The 17,961-nt window shown below is 34.9% G+C and carries 15 protein-coding genes and 2 pseudogenes; 11 read left to right on the top strand and 6 right to left on the bottom strand.

The genetic code is table 11. From position 1 onward, the window contains the following. The 4 genes from ACNQGN_RS16780 to dinB form a co-directional block, all read right to left on the bottom strand. The coding region (locus ACNQGN_RS16780) for a transposase (protein ID WP_417988989.1) at positions 1–105 on the bottom strand (105 nt) is incomplete at its 3' end. A gap of 174 nt (positions 106–279) precedes the next feature. Beyond that, positions 280–678 (bottom strand): DUF1810 domain-containing protein, encoded by a 399-nt coding sequence (locus ACNQGN_RS16775; protein WP_417988986.1) that lies wholly within the window; start codon positions 676–678, stop codon positions 280–282. Between the two features lie 94 nt (positions 679–772). Next, positions 773–3,829: a DNA polymerase III subunit alpha gene (locus tag ACNQGN_RS16770; protein ID WP_417988985.1), complete on the bottom strand. Its 3,057-nt coding sequence runs from the start codon at positions 3,827–3,829 to the stop codon at positions 773–775. A 5-nt stretch (positions 3,830–3,834) separates the two neighbouring features. Beyond that, the gene (dinB, locus tag ACNQGN_RS16765; RefSeq protein WP_417988984.1) at positions 3,835–5,016 is read right to left on the bottom strand and encodes a DNA polymerase IV; all 1,182 of its coding nucleotides are present in this window, start codon (positions 5,014–5,016) and stop codon (positions 3,835–3,837) included. An 89-nt stretch (positions 5,017–5,105) separates the two neighbouring features. Between dinB and ACNQGN_RS16760 the strand changes: the two genes are divergently transcribed. Further along, positions 5,106–5,870, top strand: coding sequence for an XRE family transcriptional regulator (locus tag ACNQGN_RS16760; protein ID WP_417988983.1), 765 nt, complete (start codon positions 5,106–5,108; stop codon positions 5,868–5,870). 52 nt (positions 5,871–5,922) lie between these two features. Here ACNQGN_RS16760 and mobC read toward each other — a convergent pair whose 3' ends face one another. Continuing rightward, positions 5,923–7,905, bottom strand: a complete 1,983-nt coding sequence (mobC, locus tag ACNQGN_RS16755) for a conjugal transfer protein MobC (RefSeq protein ID WP_417988988.1) — start codon at positions 7,903–7,905, stop codon at positions 5,923–5,925. A gap of 165 nt (positions 7,906–8,070) precedes the next feature. Then, complete coding sequence (locus ACNQGN_RS16750; RefSeq protein WP_417988982.1) at positions 8,071–8,985, bottom strand: toprim domain-containing protein; 915 nt, start codon at positions 8,983–8,985, stop codon at positions 8,071–8,073. 491 nt (positions 8,986–9,476) lie between these two features. Here ACNQGN_RS16750 and ACNQGN_RS16745 point away from each other — a divergent pair, with 491 nt between their 5' ends. The 10 genes and pseudogenes from ACNQGN_RS16745 to ACNQGN_RS16700 all read left to right on the top strand — a co-directional run bounded on the left by ACNQGN_RS16745 (position 9,477) and on the right by ACNQGN_RS16700 (position 17,762). Further along, entirely contained in the window at positions 9,477–10,337 is an 861-nt protein-coding gene (locus ACNQGN_RS16745; protein WP_417988981.1) for an IS110 family RNA-guided transposase, read from the top strand. Between the two features lie 242 nt (positions 10,338–10,579). Then, positions 10,580–10,846 (top strand): type II toxin-antitoxin system Phd/YefM family antitoxin, encoded by a 267-nt coding sequence (locus ACNQGN_RS16740; protein ID WP_417988980.1) that lies wholly within the window; start codon positions 10,580–10,582, stop codon positions 10,844–10,846. A 2-nt stretch (positions 10,847–10,848) separates the two neighbouring features. Continuing rightward, complete coding sequence (locus ACNQGN_RS16735; RefSeq protein ID WP_417988979.1) at positions 10,849–11,124, top strand: Txe/YoeB family addiction module toxin; 276 nt, start codon at positions 10,849–10,851, stop codon at positions 11,122–11,124. 184 nt (positions 11,125–11,308) lie between these two features. Further along, a pseudogene (locus ACNQGN_RS16730) lies at positions 11,309–11,479 on the top strand (RHS repeat-associated core domain-containing protein); the annotation flags it as partial. Positions 11,480–11,734: 255 nt separating this feature from the next. Next, complete coding sequence (locus ACNQGN_RS16725; protein WP_417988987.1) at positions 11,735–12,163, top strand: DUF2380 domain-containing protein; 429 nt, start codon at positions 11,735–11,737, stop codon at positions 12,161–12,163. Positions 12,164–12,174: 11 nt separating this feature from the next. After that, positions 12,175–12,660, top strand: a complete 486-nt coding sequence (locus tag ACNQGN_RS16720) for a hypothetical protein (RefSeq protein ID WP_417988978.1) — start codon at positions 12,175–12,177, stop codon at positions 12,658–12,660. A gap of 208 nt (positions 12,661–12,868) precedes the next feature. Next, positions 12,869–13,084 (top strand): annotated as a pseudogene (locus ACNQGN_RS16715) (IS1 family transposase); the annotation flags it as partial. Positions 13,085–13,314: 230 nt separating this feature from the next. Next, positions 13,315–13,605, top strand: coding sequence for a hypothetical protein (locus ACNQGN_RS16710; RefSeq protein WP_417988976.1), 291 nt, complete (start codon positions 13,315–13,317; stop codon positions 13,603–13,605). Beyond that, positions 13,605–13,895, top strand: coding sequence for a type II toxin-antitoxin system RelE/ParE family toxin (locus ACNQGN_RS16705; protein ID WP_417988975.1), 291 nt, complete (start codon positions 13,605–13,607; stop codon positions 13,893–13,895). The genes ACNQGN_RS16710 and ACNQGN_RS16705 overlap by 1 nt, the downstream gene beginning before the upstream one ends. A 1,140-nt stretch (positions 13,896–15,035) precedes the next feature. Beyond that, on the top strand, positions 15,036–17,762 hold the full coding sequence (locus ACNQGN_RS16700) for a hybrid sensor histidine kinase/response regulator transcription factor (protein WP_417988974.1): 2,727 nt from the start codon (positions 15,036–15,038) through the stop codon (positions 17,760–17,762). Positions 17,763–17,961 lie beyond the last annotated feature (199 nt).

Genomic DNA, 17,961 nt, shown 5'->3' with positions numbered 1-17,961 from the left:
ATGTACATGGTCAGGCATTACCTCCATATTCTCAATCACGACACCTAATTCAATCGCTTTTTCATTCAACAACTCTTTTAATCTAATATCAATACCGTTAATCAATACCTTTCTACGCTATTTTGGACACCATATCAAATGATAGGCTATATTGTATGTAGCACTTCTGCTTTTCCTCCATCGCTTTTCCATTAAACAAATATATAAAAAAAAGTATTTAATTGTCACTTTCATATCTAAAATGATTAGAAGTATTTGCATTTTCAATTCATCCCCCGTCTAAAGACCCAGTCTATGGGGGCTTTCTTGAAAAATTATCGTAAATACAGGGTCTGTATTTTGAACATTAGCAAATAAGGTCATGCAGGAGCGCAGTTTCAGATCGTCAGGCGTTCCGACTATCTCGGATGCCGTTTTTCCATCGAGTTGCAGTACTGCAGTAGAAATTTCAATTAAATGTTTGCCCAGTATTGGATGTGCCAGATAGGAGGCTGCCTCTTGTAAATCGGAAATACCGTAGAATTTGGCCGTGTCGCTGGAGCCGAGCCCTTTGATCTGTGGAAAGATATACCACATCCAATGGGAGTTTTTCTTTCCTTCTTTAATTTCTGATAATGCTTTTAAATACACCTGATTTTGTGCGTCCAAAAATCTTTTTAGTTCCATGTTAGATTCCATATATTCTTAAATTCAATAGCTTAATTAGTGAGTGTCCGATTTATACTGATGTATTTCGTATTCCTTTTTTAATACCTTATCTGAAGGTATGAATTTATTGTTTCATTTTATGTCTTGGCAGCCCTATTTCATGTCCTTGCGGGTATGGATCGCGATGTGTCATACTCACGTCTTCACGAATATGCTCGTGGACTTTATATTGCCTGTCTTTGGTATTGGAATACCGTGGATCGGGGATGAAAGGCATCTTAGCCATCTTGGTTATCGTAATGGTAGGAAAATGATAATCCACTTCTACTGTTCCCAAGAGCAGGTAACAGCCGCCTCCCTGAAAGGGGTATTTTTCAAGGCTGTCCGTAAAATGTGCCGTATCGAAATATTCCCCTTCTATGTCTATCCAGGTACCAAAAAACATAGCTCCTCTTTTGGTGGGCACGTGTTTTCTTGAAATTAGATAGGCGAGCATTTTAACTGTTTTTTTGTGGTGCTTCACCAGGTCTTTTGCCATTACGGCTCCCCTATATCTGGTCTGCAACAGATCGAAAGGGGAGCAGGAGACAGGAAAGCTAAGCAATTCAATTTCATCGAAGGCATCTTCGAAAGCAGAGCGTTTCAATACCGGAAGCTTATACTCCTTTACCGGTTCCTGGAGTAGCATCAGGCTCCTGTTTTCGGGCTTGAAGTTTACCAGTATCAACCGCGCAATTACCAGCAATTGATTTTTAGTTTTTTCTGTAAAGCGAAATGCTCCAATGAATATCAGTATCTGGATTCCTTCAATACCGATGGGAATGCGATTGATGAAATCTTCCAGTGATTTGAACTCGCCATGCTGCCCACGCTCCTTTACTATAAAATGCGCCATTTTGGTTTCCAGGCCTTCAAGGTGCATCAGGCCAAGGTATACGTTGATACCATATAGGGTCGTTTCATATTCGCTCTTATTGACACAGGGATTGTGTAGAATTGCTCCGGACATTTTGGCTTCATGAACATAAACCTCTGTACGATAAAAGCCTCCCTGGTTATTGATAACCGCTACCATAAATTCGACGGGATAGTATACTTTCAGGTACAGGCTCTGGTAACTCTCCACGGCATAAGATGCAGAATGTGCCTTACAGAAGGAATAGCCTGCAAAGGATTCAATCTGACGGTATATCTCTTCGCTCAGCTTTACCGGATGGCCTTTTTTGGAACAGGAGGCAAAGAAATTATCTTTTACTTTCTGCAATGCTGCTTTTGAACGGCCCTTGCCACTCATGGCCCGACGCAGGATGTCGCCATCAGCAGCCGGAAGTCCTCCATAATGTAACGCAATCTTGATCACATCTTCTTGGTATACCATAATGCCATAGGTCTCCCCGAGTTGCTCTTTAAATACCTCATGGAAGTATTCGAACCTGTCGGGATGGTTGTGCCGGAATATGTATTCTTTCATCATTCCGGACTGTGCCACGCCTGGACGTATGATAGATGAGGCCGCTACAAGCGTTTTATAATTATCACATTTAAGACGACGAAGCAATCCGCGCATGGCAGGGCTTTCTATATAAAAGCAGCCGATGGTTTTTCCACGCCCTAAATACGTGTTGGCTACGGCTTCATCTTTGGATAACGACGTATTGCGGATATCCACTTTAATGCCACGGTTTTTCTCAATCAGCTTCACGCTGTCGTCAATATGACCAATGCCGCGCTGGCTAAGGATATCGAATTTTTCAAAACCGATATCCTCGGCAATATGCATATCGAAAAGTACAATTGGAAATCCTTTTGGAGGCATTTCCAACACGGTGTAATTGGTAATTGGTTCTTCGGAAATCAATATGCCACAGGAGTGCATGCTGCGTTGGTTTGGGTATTTTTCAAGCATCATACCGTACTGCTGGACGCATTTTACAATTGCATTGGTATCCTGCAGTGCTATTGGATTTTTGGCTAGCATATCCAATTCTTCTTTTGGTAAACCGAAAACCTTGCCGACTTCCCGAAATATCGAGCGGTACTTGAACTCTACATTTGTCCCGCAGAAAGCTACATGATCAGCACCATAACGATTGAAGATATATTCGAGTATTACATCCCGTTCTTTCCAAGACCAATCGATATCAAAGTCAGGCGGGCTCTTTCGGTTTACGTTCAGGAAGCGTTCAAAATATAGATCCAGTTCAATAGGGCAGATGTCTGTAATACCAAGGCAGTAGCTCACTATACTGTTGGCGCCGCTGCCACGTCCGATATGTAAAAAGCCGCAACTGTTGCTGTAGCGGATGATGTCCCATGTTATCAAAAAATAGCCGCTGAACTCCAACTCTTGAATCACTTTCAATTCCTTTTCAACCCTAGCTTTAGCCTGTGGGTTATTAACGCCATACCTCCAAACAAGTCCCTGCTGGGCAAGGCTTGTAAGCAAAGCCATATCGTTTTTCCTATTGTTGGTATAATACTTTTTATTTTTTGGTGTTTTGAAATCGAATTCAAAATTACATTCCTTAATTATTTTTTCGGTGTTCGCTACTATCTCTGGAAACTCGTTGTATTTTACCAATAGTTCTTCCAGAGGATACATTACTTCAGAGGTCTTACAGAAATCATCCTCGGTAAGTTTAGATAAAATGATGTTAGTGTCGATAGCTCGTAAGATCTTATGCAGGTTGAATTCTTTTTTTGTACGGAATGTCACTGGTTGCAGAATAACCATTTTGCTGAGTTTATTTTTCCATTCCTGTAGGAATAACTTAGGGAGCTGTTCGGGGCGAATGCCGATGTAGTGGTTCTCTTTTAAAACCGCAGGTATATTTTCCAATGGATAAATAATAAATACATTATCAAAATCAGGAGCGGCTAGAGGCAACGGTGTTCCATTGAAATTATGTTCGGTAAGGAAACGATTCATTTGGGCAAGACCTTCACGGTTTTGGGCAAGACCAATATAAAGGAGTTTATTCTCACTACGAAATTCCATACCCACCAGTGGTTTTATACCCACCTCGTTACATGCCTTAATGAAATCATAAATACCGGTAACCGTGTTGATGTCTGTTAATGCCATAGCTTTTATATTGGATACAATGGCCTGTTGTACTAAATCCATTAGTGGGATTGTACCGTAACGCAGGGAATGAAAAGAATGACAGTTGAGATACATTGGAATTAGAATTTACGTTTTAAGATTTCTGCTTTGTTATTGGGCTTGAATGTGGCACCAGCACATCGCATTACGGCATCAAAACCATACCGACTTTTCATTTTATCCATGGCTTGATATAAAGACAGCATTTCTTCTGTATCCTCAAATAAGTTGATTTGATAGGTACCGCGAACCAAACCGCTAAAACGTATCCCTATCAATCGGAGGCGCATGCGGCGATGGTATAATTTATCAAATAAATCGGTAACATTCTTAGTCAAAATGTGATCGGCAGAGGTATATTGTATCCTGCATTGTTTGGTCTCCGTATCAAAATTGGAATACCGTATCTTAATGACTACAGTCGAGGTCAGCCACTGTTCCGAGCGCAATTGAAATGCTAGTTTTTCTACCATCCCTACCAATATGGATTTCAGTTTTTGAATATCAATTGTATCCTGTCCGAAAGTATGTTCTGTTGAAATTGATTTCCTTTCCGTGTAAGGTTCTACAGGGTTGTTGTCGATTCCGTTTGCTTTTTTCCATAGCTCGATGCCATTTTTGCCTATCATTCGTTGCAGTACTTCTGCAGGCATTTCTGAAAGTGTCTGAATTGTACGGATACCAATTCGGGACAATAGCTGAAATGTTACGTCGCCAACCATAGGGATTTTCTGGATAGACAATGGGTTCAAGAAAGGCTGTACCTTATTTTCCGGTATTTCGAGATTTCCTCTTGGCTTCCCTTCACCAGTGGCAATTTTAGAAACTGTTTTGTTTACAGATAAGGCAAAGCTTATAGGCAAACCTGTTTCTTTGGTGACAGATTGAGCCAACTCGTTGGTCCATTTATAGCCACCATAAAATTTATCCATGCCGGTAATATCAAGATAGAATTCATCGATGCTTGCTTTTTCCACAATTGGGGCTTTTTGTTGAATCACTTCGGTAACATCATGCGATAATTTTGAATACAGCTCCATGTCGCCTTTCATTACTTTTGCCTGTGGGCAGAGTCGGAGAGCCATTTTAATAGGCATTGCCGAACGTACTCCGAAAGTACGGGCTTCATACGAACAAGAAGCGACTACACCACGGTCACCACCACCGATAATCAAAGGTATTCCCTCTAGTTTTGAATTTCCTAATCTTTCACAGGACACAAAAAAAGTATCTAAATCCATATGTACAATTGCTCTGCCCATAATCATCTCCTAATTTATACATTACAAAATTAGTACAGATTGTAACAAAAAGTCTTATATTTGCTGTTACAAATTGTAACAAAATTAACATGTCTTTATTTTCCGACAACATCAGGAACCTTAGGGTAAAAAAGAAAATTTCACAGGAAAAGCTTGCGGAGTCACTGGCCATAACAAGAGGCAGGTATGTCAAATATGAAGACGGGACTTCGGAGGCTCCTTATGAAATACTGAAGAAAATATCCCATTATTACCACATCAGCATTGATCTGTTGCTTTCTGTGGACGTAAGAAAAATCCCTATGGATGATCTGATGAAATTAGAAGGCAACAGACTGGTGCTGCCAATTACCGTTGATAAGGACGGTGAGAATTATATTGAAGTTGTTACACAAAAAGTGAAGGCAGGGTATTTAAATGGTTATGCTGACCCAGAATATATTGAAAATCTCCAACAGATTTCTCTGCCATTTTTGGGGCCAGGAAAACACAGGGGTTTTCCGGTGGAAGGGGATTCTATGCCACCACACGAGGACGGATCAATCATCGTTGGACGATACATTGAAAAGCTGGGTGATGTTCTGGATGGTAAAACCTATATACTAGTTACTAAAAATGAAGGAATGGTCTATAAGCGATTGAATAAAAACAAAAAAAACACACTCGTTTTGGAATCAGACAATAGTTTTTACCCTGCTTATGAAGTCAAAGCATCTGATATTCTTGAAATCTGGGAATATGAATGTAATATTGGACGAAGCGACAGGAAAAATGATAGCTCTGAAACTCAAAATATAATGGAGATGTTTTTAGAAATCAAAAGAGAAATTAGCATACTAAAAGTCAAAGTTTGATAATCATAATTTATTATTCTAACGGAGATTAAAATTATGAATACTTATGATTTTATTTTTTTATTACTAGATAAGCCAGGACAGGATCCTTTAAAAGACGTTTCATTTCAGATTGCATTATCTCTTGAATATCTTGTTTTATCTGCAGGTAATTTCGTTGTACCTCCGTGGAATCGAGTTTGCGAATAACCGCAATGTCCTTATATTCATCCTGTTCCTTTTGGAGCGCATCATGGTCATTCAGTATCTCACAATGAAACGTTTTTAATTCAATTTTGCAATCAGGATTATCGGCTATCATCCCTACGAATTCTCCAGAACTTAAAGCAGAGATCTTGGAAGGAGGTACGGCAGACTCTAATTGTTTGGAACGGTTAATGGAGGTATCACCACTATTAATAGAAAAACTTTCTCTGTCCTGCATGATTTTTCCAAATCGCTCTGATAATTGCTTGGCAGTGTCACCATTTACCTGACCGCTAACGATATTTCCGGTGATGTTCATAATCACATCAGCCTGTTCCCGGCCATAATCTTTGCGAAGCTGGCTGAAGTCCTGAATTCCCAAGCAAGTGGCTACTTTGTTACTTCGGGCTGTGGCAATAAGACTGTCCATATTGTTGAGGTAGATGGTAGGGAATTCATCAAATATTAAACTACTTTTCAGTCTCCCTTTTTGATTCACCAATTTTACCAAGCGGGTTACAAACAAGGATAATACGGCACCATAAATTTGTGTTTTCTGAGGATTATTCACCATGCAGACAATTTTTGGTTCGTCAGGATTATTGATGTCTAATGTAAAGTCATTCCCGGATAACACATAATACAAGTGGGGAGAGGAGAGTCTCGCCATCGCAATCTTAGCGGAAGCAATTTGTCCTTCTAATTGTTCCATTACGTCATTGAGGTAGGCATTTACGAAAGGATTAATGAGTACCTCAATCTCCTTCTCGGTTCGCAATATGGTAAACAAGCTGTCATAGTCTAGTTGCATAAGCTCAATAACATGCGGCAGCGTACAGAATTGACCATCCTTATATTTCCTTAAGTACCATATTATAGCTGTCAGAAAATTGATCGGTGATTCAACAAAAAAGTCTCCCTGTCTTTTAATCCATTCTCTGTTTAATCCCAATAAAATCGTTCGCGCTGATTCTGCAGCATCCGTGATGTCGGTCATGGCAGAAGGTTCTAAAGGATTGCATCTATGGGTACGCGTCAGGTCATCAAAATTAATTAAATAAAATTGAGGTGGTTTGGGATACAGATGTTTGTATTTCAGCCAGGTATTATAGGTGATTCTGGAAAGGTCATCGAACTTGAAATCATATACGAACATAGTAAATCCTTTACGGATGTGCTGGGTAATGACGTGTCGTATTATAAAGTATGATTTACCAGAACCTGGAGTCCCCAAGACCATTAAGGCACGAAAAGGATTAATGATATTTATCCAACTGTTTCGAACTTTATCTTTTAAATGATAGCGCGCTGGCAGGTTGATAGAATATTCATTTTCCAAGAGCCTTTCTTCCTGTGGAAAGGTTTCATTTTCTTTATTAAAAATATCCTTGTGGTTGAGCCTGTTTTTTATAATACGGGATAATAGGGTACCACCCGAAAGGATCAGAAGAAACCCTGCTGAGGTAATGCTCATATATACAATTGCTACTTGCACTATTTCTGTTTTTAGGTATAATGAAAAGCAGCTGATGAAATAAATCAGGATGCCCGTAATAATATAGGCAAAGGCTGTTTTATAATTCAGTTTTTCGTCTTTACGCCCTTTAGCACCTATCAGGGAAATCATTAACAATCCCAGTACAAAGAATTTGGATTTATAAAAGTTACTGAACAATCCTGTATTGTGGATATTGCTTAAAATAGTATTACCTAAACTACTAACCAAATGCCATTCTCTAAAAGCAGCGTAACAGTAATAATAAAAATGGATTACTAATAATAGGATGCTGATTAGTCTTGTCATATCCATGATTTTTCTTAGTGCCTGTTCGTTTTCTCCAGTATGCATAGCCATAACTTCCTGTTTATTGATTATTAAGATTGCCTTTTTTTCGCTTGCTCTTCAGTCGGTTCGGAGCATGTGTTACAGTCTGTTCGAATTTGGAATTTTTCACTGTCAGAACCTGTTCAGTTTTTTAGTTAATTTTAATGTTTATCTGAATATTAAATTTTCTTATGGTTTAATTTTTTTTTGGTAATCTCGGGCCTTTAGGGAATGGATTGGTAAATACCTTTTTTCTGATTTTTCGAAATTAATGGCCCAATCATTTAGATCTTTATAGTTAGAATAAAGTCCGCTTTCATCGCTATATTTAGTACTCAAAGAAAGTGCACGCCTGGTATAACTTTGTCCCGTTTCATCCTGATCAAAGTAAAGCCGGATGGATTGATGATTTTCCATAAAAGGGCGTGCTCTTTCGAAAAAAGAAACGGAATTTAAAATAACAAAATCCAAGCTGTTTTCAGGAAGGTTTTTATTTAGGGCTTTAAAGGAAAGAAAGTCAATAAAGCCTTCAAAAGCAACTACCTCACTATTGCCATTATCAATAGAGGTAATGTCTTTAGGTGAACTGCTTGTTTTGAAATAAGGATTGCGAATTTCAAAGCCTCCCAAATCATTTTTAAAGCCAATTCCATAATAGGTATTTCTATTTAGAGCGTATCGAATTTCCATGCAATAGTGTTGTGCAATTTCAATAGGAATCCTTCTGCGCCCGAGGTAGTGTAAAAGGGATGGAGAGGTAAGCGCAACGGCTTTTAGAATTTTAATTTTATGCTCCCGTTTATCACTGTTATCAACCTGGTGAATTATTGGCTGTTGAAGTGAAAAATCATTCTTTAAATTTTGCAGTAATTCATTGATGGAGCAGTTAAAATAGTGTGTTCCAAAATCAAGTAGGTTACCGCCTTTTCCAATTCCATGGTCGTACCAACAATTAAGTCGTTGATTGATTTTGAAAGAGGGCGTTCTTTCATCCCTAAAAGGAGAAAAGAACCAAAAATCAGAACCTCTGATTTTAGAAGGCTTAAAACCTAAAGTGCACAAATAGCTAATCATGTCAATTGCCTTAGCTTGTTCTATTGTCATTGTGTTGTTTTTAAAATTCATAACAGTCATTTTATCAGGTTACTAGTTCAGTTATCTGATACGAATGTAAAGAAGCTAAAGCAGTTATGCAATCCTCCCCAAATTTTGCGTAGGACTAATTCGCACGAGTCGTTCTGTTTTTGGTTGACTCCAATTCGGCAATAAATTAATCTCTGAGGGTATTAATTTATGCCAAAACGAAAATGGCGGGTTTTTGTCATTTTTTGGCACGTTTTTGATATGCGATTATCAATTTAACTACTGTAAATTTGAATCTCCCCATTTGTTATAGCTAATTCAGAAGCTATAAAATATCACTTAACTGTTATCGGAAATAAAAAATAATCCTGATTTGCTATGTCAAACTCCTGTAAACGCGGAACAAAAAAGCATAAAAATTATCATGATTTAGCGCACGCAAACACCTATGAGTTTTTCCCGCGACGTGAATATATTGCGTAAATTAGATGTCCGAAAAAACATTTACGATTATGGAAACAGTTAAATTCGAACAGCTTATTTCTGTAGGGTGCGGGATAGATGTTCACAAAGACATTATAGTTGCGACTATACGCAAGAGTAATAAAGATTATCAAACCAAAAGCTACAATGCTTTTACAAGTTCATTGATAGATTTGAGAGATTGGTGTAAATCGGAAGGAGTTACCCATATCGCGATGGAAAGTACTGGAATCTACTGGAAGCCCTTATTCAATATTCTCGAAGAGGATTTTGAAGTCATTTTAGTTAATGCTCGTCATATCAAGAATGTTCCTGGACATAAAACGGATAAGAAAGACAGTGTCTGGATTAGTAAATTACTATTGAGTGGGTTACTCAAAGGCAGCTTTATTCCTCCTGTAGAGATACGAGAATTACGGGATTTAATTCGCTACAGAAAGAAAAAAACACAATTCATTGCATCAGAAAAAAACAGGATGATTAAGTTTTTAGAAGATTGCAATATTAAATTAAGTAGTGTAGTATCGGACACGCAAGGAGTTAGTGCTACAAAAATAATCAACGATATTATTGATGGCAAAGATGATGTCACTAGTTTGTTAACTCATGCTCATCGCAGGATAAAAGCAAGTAAAGAAGATATAGCAAAAGCCTTAACAGGAAGAATAACCCCTCACCATCGTTTTATGCTAAAGATGATTCGAAAAACAATAGATGAAAATGAAAAATTAATTACAGAGCTAGACCACCAAATCGATTTGAGTGTTGAGAAATATCAAGTAGAACTACAACTTTTACAAACTATTGATGGAGTTGGAAGAGATTCAGCAATTTCGATCATAAGCGAAATTGGCACTGATATGAGTCGATTCCAAAGCGAACATCATTAATGAAATTCTCGAAAAAAATAAAGTAGAATTTGAGAATGAAGATAGTAAAAGTGAATTTATGGATTTTATAAGTCCGACTATTAGAGACTTAATTGCAAAGTTTATTATGAATAGCTAATTTATAAATTTAAACTGTTAGCTGTTAATTTTTTTTAAATATGTATTTTAAGTATAAATTATTTGTACCTTTGAGCGTACATTAAAAAGTACATCACTAAAAAGTACATCTTAGACCAAGTATTATGAAAGCAGTAACTATATCAACACTACGAAAAAACATTAAAGGCTATTTTGATGAAGTTTCTGAATCATCAGAGACTATTATTGTTCCAAGAAATGATGAAGAAGATGCAGTTGTAATAATTTCAATTAAAGAATACAATTCAATTATGGAAACGCAACACTTACTTTCAACCAAAGCAAATAGAAAAAGACTTACTGAGTCTATTGAACAAATGGAGAAAGGTAAACTGACCTCTTACAATTTTGATGAATTAGAACCAGCTTAAAAATGGATATAGTCTTTACAAAGAATGGTTGGGAAGAGTTTGAATACTGGATTGAAAACGACTCAGATACAGTTATAAAAATTAAAGAATTAATAAAATCCATTAGGGAAAATCCATTCAAAGGAATTGGAAAACCAGAACCTTTACGGCATGATTTGAAAAGTTTTTGGTCAAGAAGAATTAGTGGCGAACATAGATTAGTTTATAAAGTATCAGGTACTAAAGGTGTTGACCAAAGGTGCGTCATAATACAGTGTAGATTTCATTACGATGATTAACATAAAATCAAAGCTCTCTTTCGAGGGCTTTTTTATTGGTTATAAGTAAGAAATTATTAGGAAAATAATTAAACTACATTTACTTTCGTATTATTGAAAATGTAGTTGGACGTTCTTTATATTGAGATTTTTTACAAGGGGTTGTTTTATATAAAAAAGGTTTACAGAACCCTATAAGTATAAGTACAACGGGAAGGAGCTGCAGGACGAGCTGGGGCTTAATGTTTATGACATGGAAGCCCGAAACTATATGCCAGATATTGGACGTTGGGGAGTGATAGATGAACTTGCTGAAAACTTTGATGATTTATCCCCTTATAATTTTTCTAATAATAGTCCGATTAATTTCTCCGACCCAACGGGTCTTTCACCTGAAGGTGCGAACCATATAGCGTCCACTTTTGTTAACAATGGTAAAGTTGTTGAACATAGAGATGATGGAGACGATAATGTATATCAAGTAGGAAATAATTGGAAACCAGGAGGTTCAAAAGATGGACTTACTGTAATTGGTAAAGAAGTACCAGGAGTTGAATATAAAGTTGGTTATAGAGTTAATATATTTAATGGTAATGCATTAGCGTCTAATCCTAACCACACTGTTCAACCAATGGGTGGTGCTTTTGATATATTTGGAGTTTGGGAAGCCTTTTATACCGCATTGTTTTCTGAAATTGGAGATGATTCTCCTGGAAGTGCTTTAGCTTTTGCACTTGTGGCAAAAGGAAAAGTAAAAACATCAACATCTACTAGAGTATTAATTGGTTTGCTTAAATCTGGAAAGCTCCATAAACATCACGTTCTATCTCAACAATTTAGAAAATGGTTTGCAAGTCGTGGGATTAAAAATATTGATGACTATACAATCAAAATGAGTGCTAAAAATCACTTAAAAACTCTTCATGGTCAAGGTAAATGGAATGAACAATGGTCTAATTTTATTAAAGCTAATCCAAATGCAACACCTTCCCAAATATTTTATCAAGCAGAATCTATGTTGAAACGCTATGGATTAGAACATTCACGCTATCTACCTTAATAAATAAAAAAATGAAAAATATATCTATTAATAATGAACCATTGGAATTGAGTATTGGTAAATCATATTATATAATTGATGCTCTTTATTTGAATGATATAAAAAAAGAATTATTAAATACTAATAATTTACCTGAAGATATAAGAAAGAAAGTTTTTCCTTATACTGATACACCTTTTGCTCAATATAAAACAAATAAAAACACATTTTTTGTCAGCCAAATAAAAAAAGTTGACTATAGTGAGGTTATATTAGGAGATGTCTCTTTTTTTTCCACAGACACAGGATTAATTATTTTTATATTTGAAGATATATTAATTGAGTTTATTAAGGATTATAATTATGAGGATTTAGTTGATTCAGAAGACGAATTAATAAATGAAAAATATTGGGAAGAATTAGTTTCAAAATTCAATGCAACAGATATTGGCTTAATATTGTCAGATATGAATTCAGGAAATGATTTTGACGGAAGCGGAACCTACAGAGTTATCTGAATATTTAAAAATAAGACAAAAAAACAGGCAATTTTAGACTGCCCCAGCTGGCGCGAGCGTCTCGCTCGGGTAATGTTTCAGATGTGTTGGTGGCTAATTACTTCATACAATATTGTCAGAAAATCAACTATTTATAGTATTATCGCAGTTAAAAATTAGACAACCTTCGGGTTGTTTTTTTATTATATAGTGTCTTAAATCGAATAAAATGGCTTTAAGTGAGACCTCGTGTTGCAGATGTGTTGGTGGAATTACATTTATGACAAAATATGGCAAAACAAAATCAGGTAATCAAAGATATATCTGCAAGCTATGTAAGAAGACGAGAGTTGAAAATTATATTTATCAAGCTTATAAGTCAGATACAAACAAAAATATTATTCAGTTAACCAAAGAAGGTTTAGGAATTCTCAACGCTTTGAGAACAGATGGAATAACCGATTGGGTATTCCAGTCCATTAAAACTAATCAATTGCAATTATCAAAATGCAATCCAAATCAGAAACAGCGTAATAGTAAACTGGCTTAAACAACGCAACGTACGTAAAACACACTTGCAGGACACTGATATATTAGTTCTACCGAGCGTTATAAACAAGACAATTTAGAAAGTTACACGAAATGATTAACAGTTTTTATCCGATACAATAAAAAATGAAACAAAATAATTACCTTTGGAGTATTAAAAACAATATGATTATGGGAGCTTTAGAATTGAGGGATAGTGTTTTAAAATATATAAACACGGCTGACGAACGTCTTTTAAAAGTCGTTAAGGCAGTTATAGAAAGTTATCAGGAAAATGATATTGTGGCTTACACTATTGATGGGAAACCATTAAACAGAACGACCTACAAAGAAGACCTTCAGGAAGCAAAAGCAGAAATAAAAAGAGGTGAATACATCAGTCAGGAAGATTTAGAAAAAGAATCAAATAACTGGTAATGGCTGAATTAAAAAAGGTTTGGACAAATACAGCCAGAGCACAGTTAAAAGCGATTTATGAAAATTACAAAGTAAAATCTCTTCAAGGTGCAAAAACCATGAAAGATGAAATACTGCAAGCCACTAAAGAGTTCCATTTTGCAGAACAATACCAACAAGATGAGATGGAATCTGAATTTAGAAGAATCATCGTAAGGCATTATAAATTACTTTACATCGAAGAAGATGGAGTTGTGTTTATTGCAAGAATTTTTGACACCAGACAAGATCCAAATGGACAAAAAGAATAAAATCAAGGAGCAGAAATGTTCCTTTTTTTATGTTTAAAAATGAAGTTCCAAAAGAAATATTCCAGTAAAAATAAACAGCAGAGCAAAAAAGTGGTCTCCCTCTGGTCGCTTCCTTTGGTCCGCTCGGCTGTTCCAGTCGCTTGAAAAAAGCTCCGTTCCACAGTCCACTCGTCAGCATAGCACCTGTCAGCCCTGAAAAAGGGCAGGCAGTCACTACGTTTCCTCGCCCTCGTCTCCACACGGTCGCTTCCCCGCTCCTAGCACGATTCTTTTATAATAAAAGGTTCCATATAAGGAATTGATTTAAAAGTAAGGATGTTATGATATCATCAAAATAAAACACATGATACTTTGAAGCAATAAAAAACCAGTGCAGGAAAAAAATCTGAATTATTTTTTTTCTATCCCAATATAACCCGCAATCTGTACACCTATTTTGTTGGTTTTTTGAGATCCTCAGGATTTTATGTTCCGGAAAATGGGTTTTATAGCTGAAGATAGCGGAGAGTTATTCACAACAACCGAAATAGACGAGTTAAATCTAAATCAAGTTTATAATCATAGGGATAAGCACAATATCTTTTTTGGTGACGAGATTGCTAGTATAATTAAAAAATAGGTGTTTTATAAAAATGGGCTGTCTCAAATTCTAGGCTTTGGAGCAAATAGTTATAGAACTAATAGAGAAGCGAAGTTCCAAGCGACTAAAAGTATTGTCTCTTAAACTGACGCAAGCATTCCGCTTGTGCATAAAAACAAACAAATAACAGGTGTAATTGCCTGTGTTTTTTGTTGTAGGAAATTGAAGCTAAATAATGCTCTTTATCTAAAATTAATAAAAGAATAAATTACAGTCCAAAAAAGAGATGTTGAACTATCACAAAATTAAGTTTTGTTGTTTTACTTTCAAGTGCTTTTTTTAGTATGTTTGTGTGCTTAGTAATTTGATTTAATATCTACCTAATAATGGTTAAGTCGAATTTTAATATGAATAAAATGAATGTGTTGCCTGAATAAAATTCAGAATAAAACTACCAATAAACCAGCTGAAACGATATATAAAGGAAGAATGTTTAAGGGCGTACCCTTAAACGATGAATCAATTTGTATGTTATTTCGCATTATTCTTGCTAATAACCCATGTTAAGAAAATTTATTTTTATAATTCTGATGACTAATGTGCTTTTTTTTAGCTCATGTCATGATTACACAAAAGAAAATCACATAAAAATTGGGTTTTCTCAATGTATAAGTGGTGATGTATGGCGAACTTCTATGGATCATACAATGAAATTAGAGGCTTCTCTCTACCCAAATATTGATCTGAAAATTTTCAATGCCAACAGAAATATCAAAACTCAAATAGAACAAATTGAGAATATGATTGATGGTAATTTTGATGTTATAATTGTATCTCCGTTAGATTCAAAATCATTAACTCCAATAATTGATAAAGCGTATTCGAAAGGGATTCCCGTAATATTAATCGACAGGAAGGTTAACAGTGAAAATTACACTACTTATCTCGGTGCTGATAATCTCGAAGTAGGTCGTTTGGCAGGAAGATACCTTGCTGCATTATCAAAAGGAAAAGGGAATATTGTGGAGATTTATGCAGAATTAAATACGTCTCCCGGATATGAAAGAAGTTTGGGTTTTAGACAAATAATCAGTCAATTTCCTAATTTAAATTTGATAAGTAGAATTGAGGCTAAGAAAAACGGATTGCAAATTAAAGATTTTGAAAAAGTATTAAATGAAAAATCATCCATTGATTATGTGTATGCATTTAATGATGACATTGCTTATCAGGCTTGGGAAGTAGCTAAAAGAAAAGGCAGAGAAAAACAAATTAAATTCATTGGGATTGATGGTTTAAATGGTCCCAATGGTGGTGTTCAATGGGTTAAAGATGGTATATTGACAGCTACAATTTTGTATCCTACAGGTGGTATCGAAGCAATTAGACTTGCTATCAAAATCGCTAAAAAAGAGTTGGTTCCTAAAAATAATAAATTGGAAACGGTACTGATAGACTCGTTAAATGCAAGTATAATGAGTACTCAATTTGACAAAATATCACAACAGCAATCAAATATAGAAACGCAGCAAAATGTTATAAAAGATCAGGAAAAAGAACAAATTACACTTTATAATCTAATTAAATTATTGATGTTTTTTTTAGTTGTTATTTTTTCTTTGGCACTTTTCAGCGTTTACTCAATTATTTCAATTAGAAAAAAGAAAAAATTATTAGAGTCTACAAATTACAAAATAGTAAGTCAAAGAAATGAGATTGAAAAATTTGCAGAAAAACTCAAGATAAGTAATGAAGCGAAAATGATTTTTTTTACTGGCCTTTCCCATGAATTTAAAACGCCATTGACGTTGATTTTGAGTTCTGTTGAATCCTTACATGATGAATTTAAAAACAAAAGTCATAATGTTAAAAAAGATTTAGATATTATGTATAATAATTCCAGAAGGTTACTGAGATTAATCAATCAGCTTTTGGATTTTAGAAAAATAGAAGATAAACAGTTTAGTTTAAAAGCAACCAAAACAAATCTTTGGGATTTTTCTAAAAATATATTTAAAGAGTTTGATCGTGAAGCAAAAAAGAGAAACATTATATATACTATTTCAACTAATAATAAAGAGGTTGCTGTTTTTTTGGATCAAAACTTAATGGATAAAGTCTACTACAATTTATTGTCAAACTGTTTTAAATTCACCCCAGATAATGGAAGAATAGAGGTTTCTATAAATGAAGATATAAAGAAGTCTAATGTTACAATAAATTTCAAAGATTCCGGTATAGGAATTCCTGAAAATGAGTTAAGTGAAATTTTTAATCCGTTTTATCAAGGCTCAAACAATTATAAAAATGGATCCGGTGTTGGTTTAAATTTGTCGAAAAATTTTGTTGATTTACATGGAGGTTCGATTGAGGTCAAGTCAAATAAAGGTGCTGAATTTTCTGTTATTTTAAAATTGGGAAATACTCATTTAGATAAGACAAAAATTAACAATGATATTGGTGTTTTTTCGGATACCAACTATGTTTATGATTATTTAGATACGGACGTAATTCAAGTTGAAGAAGCTCAAACTAATGAAAAAAAACTTTCTGTTTTAATAATAGAAGACAATGTAGATCTTTTGGAATTTATTTCTTCGAAATTGCAACAGGACTATAATGTCATCAAATGCAACGGTACTAAAGCAATCGAGGAAGCTTTAAATTTAATTCCGGAAATTATTATTTGTGATTTGAATTTACCGGATAAAAATGGTTTTGAAATTTGCGAGGCTTTAAAAACAAATGTTTTAACTTCTCATATTCCTACAATAATATTGACTGCAGTTAATGATCAGGATACTTATATTAAGGCTTTAGAAGCAGGGGCAGATTTATTCCTTACAAAACCATTTAATCTAAAAGTTCTTAAGGAATCCATAAAAGGATTACTTTTTAATAGAGAAAAGCTAAGGTATTACTATACTAATAACAGTAACAAAATTGAAGCTGATGGTTTAGGACTAATCGAAAAAGAGTTTCTTAATAAAATTGATTTAATACTTGAAAAAAACATTGATGATTCTTCTTTTTCGGTGGAGGACCTTGCGAATTGTTTAAATATTTCGAGAGTTCAGCTGTATAGAAAAGTAAAAGCTGTTTTAGGAATTGGTGTAGGGGATTATATCAATAATTTTAGATTAGAAAAAGCAAAAGAATTGTTGAAAACAACAACTTTAAATATTTCAGAAATTGCATATTCCTGCGGATTCGCTTCTCCTAATTATTTTTCTACAACCTTCAAGAGTAAGTATTCTATATCTCCAAAAGATTTTAGAAACAATTAAATGTATAATAATAATGTAACATTTTTATATATTATATAATTTTTCGGCTTTTTATTTGTGTATTTATTAAGTTATAAGTAAATAACTTATTGATATGTAGTCTGTTATGTTTTTTTATGATAAAGTTATGTGGATGTAACAATACCTAATTCTTTTTCAGATGTACTGAGGTAGTTTTATATAAAATTATATAAACATT

This window comes from Flavobacterium rhamnosi (assembly GCF_048286515.1).
Taxonomy (GTDB): domain Bacteria; phylum Bacteroidota; class Bacteroidia; order Flavobacteriales; family Flavobacteriaceae; genus Flavobacterium.
The sequence above is the reverse complement of the archived record's forward strand: the minus strand, read 5'-3'. Positions and strand labels throughout refer to the sequence as shown.

What these genes read in the sequence shown, in the direction of transcription:
- ACNQGN_RS16775 (WP_417988986.1), bottom strand. Translation starts at nt 678, where the DNA reads ATGGAATCTAACATGGAACTAAAAAGATTTTTGGACGCACAAAATCAG.
- ACNQGN_RS16770 (WP_417988985.1), bottom strand. Translation starts at nt 3,829, where the DNA reads ATGTATCTCAACTGTCATTCTTTTCATTCCCTGCGTTACGGTACAATC.
- dinB (WP_417988984.1), bottom strand. Translation starts at nt 5,016, where the DNA reads ATGGGCAGAGCAATTGTACATATGGATTTAGATACTTTTTTTGTGTCC.
- ACNQGN_RS16760 (WP_417988983.1), top strand. Translation starts at nt 5,106, where the DNA reads ATGTCTTTATTTTCCGACAACATCAGGAACCTTAGGGTAAAAAAGAAA.
- mobC (WP_417988988.1), bottom strand. Translation starts at nt 7,905, where the DNA reads ATGCATACTGGAGAAAACGAACAGGCACTAAGAAAAATCATGGATATG.
- ACNQGN_RS16750 (WP_417988982.1), bottom strand. Translation starts at nt 8,985, where the DNA reads ATGACAATAGAACAAGCTAAGGCAATTGACATGATTAGCTATTTGTGC.
- ACNQGN_RS16745 (WP_417988981.1), top strand. Translation starts at nt 9,477, where the DNA reads ATGGAAACAGTTAAATTCGAACAGCTTATTTCTGTAGGGTGCGGGATA.
- ACNQGN_RS16740 (WP_417988980.1), top strand. Translation starts at nt 10,580, where the DNA reads ATGAAAGCAGTAACTATATCAACACTACGAAAAAACATTAAAGGCTAT.
- ACNQGN_RS16735 (WP_417988979.1), top strand. Translation starts at nt 10,849, where the DNA reads ATGGATATAGTCTTTACAAAGAATGGTTGGGAAGAGTTTGAATACTGG.
- ACNQGN_RS16725 (WP_417988987.1), top strand. Translation starts at nt 11,735, where the DNA reads ATGGGTGGTGCTTTTGATATATTTGGAGTTTGGGAAGCCTTTTATACC.
- ACNQGN_RS16720 (WP_417988978.1), top strand. Translation starts at nt 12,175, where the DNA reads ATGAAAAATATATCTATTAATAATGAACCATTGGAATTGAGTATTGGT.
- ACNQGN_RS16710 (WP_417988976.1), top strand. Translation starts at nt 13,315, where the DNA reads ATGAAACAAAATAATTACCTTTGGAGTATTAAAAACAATATGATTATG.
- ACNQGN_RS16705 (WP_417988975.1), top strand. Translation starts at nt 13,605, where the DNA reads ATGGCTGAATTAAAAAAGGTTTGGACAAATACAGCCAGAGCACAGTTA.
- ACNQGN_RS16700 (WP_417988974.1), top strand. Translation starts at nt 15,036, where the DNA reads ATGTTAAGAAAATTTATTTTTATAATTCTGATGACTAATGTGCTTTTT.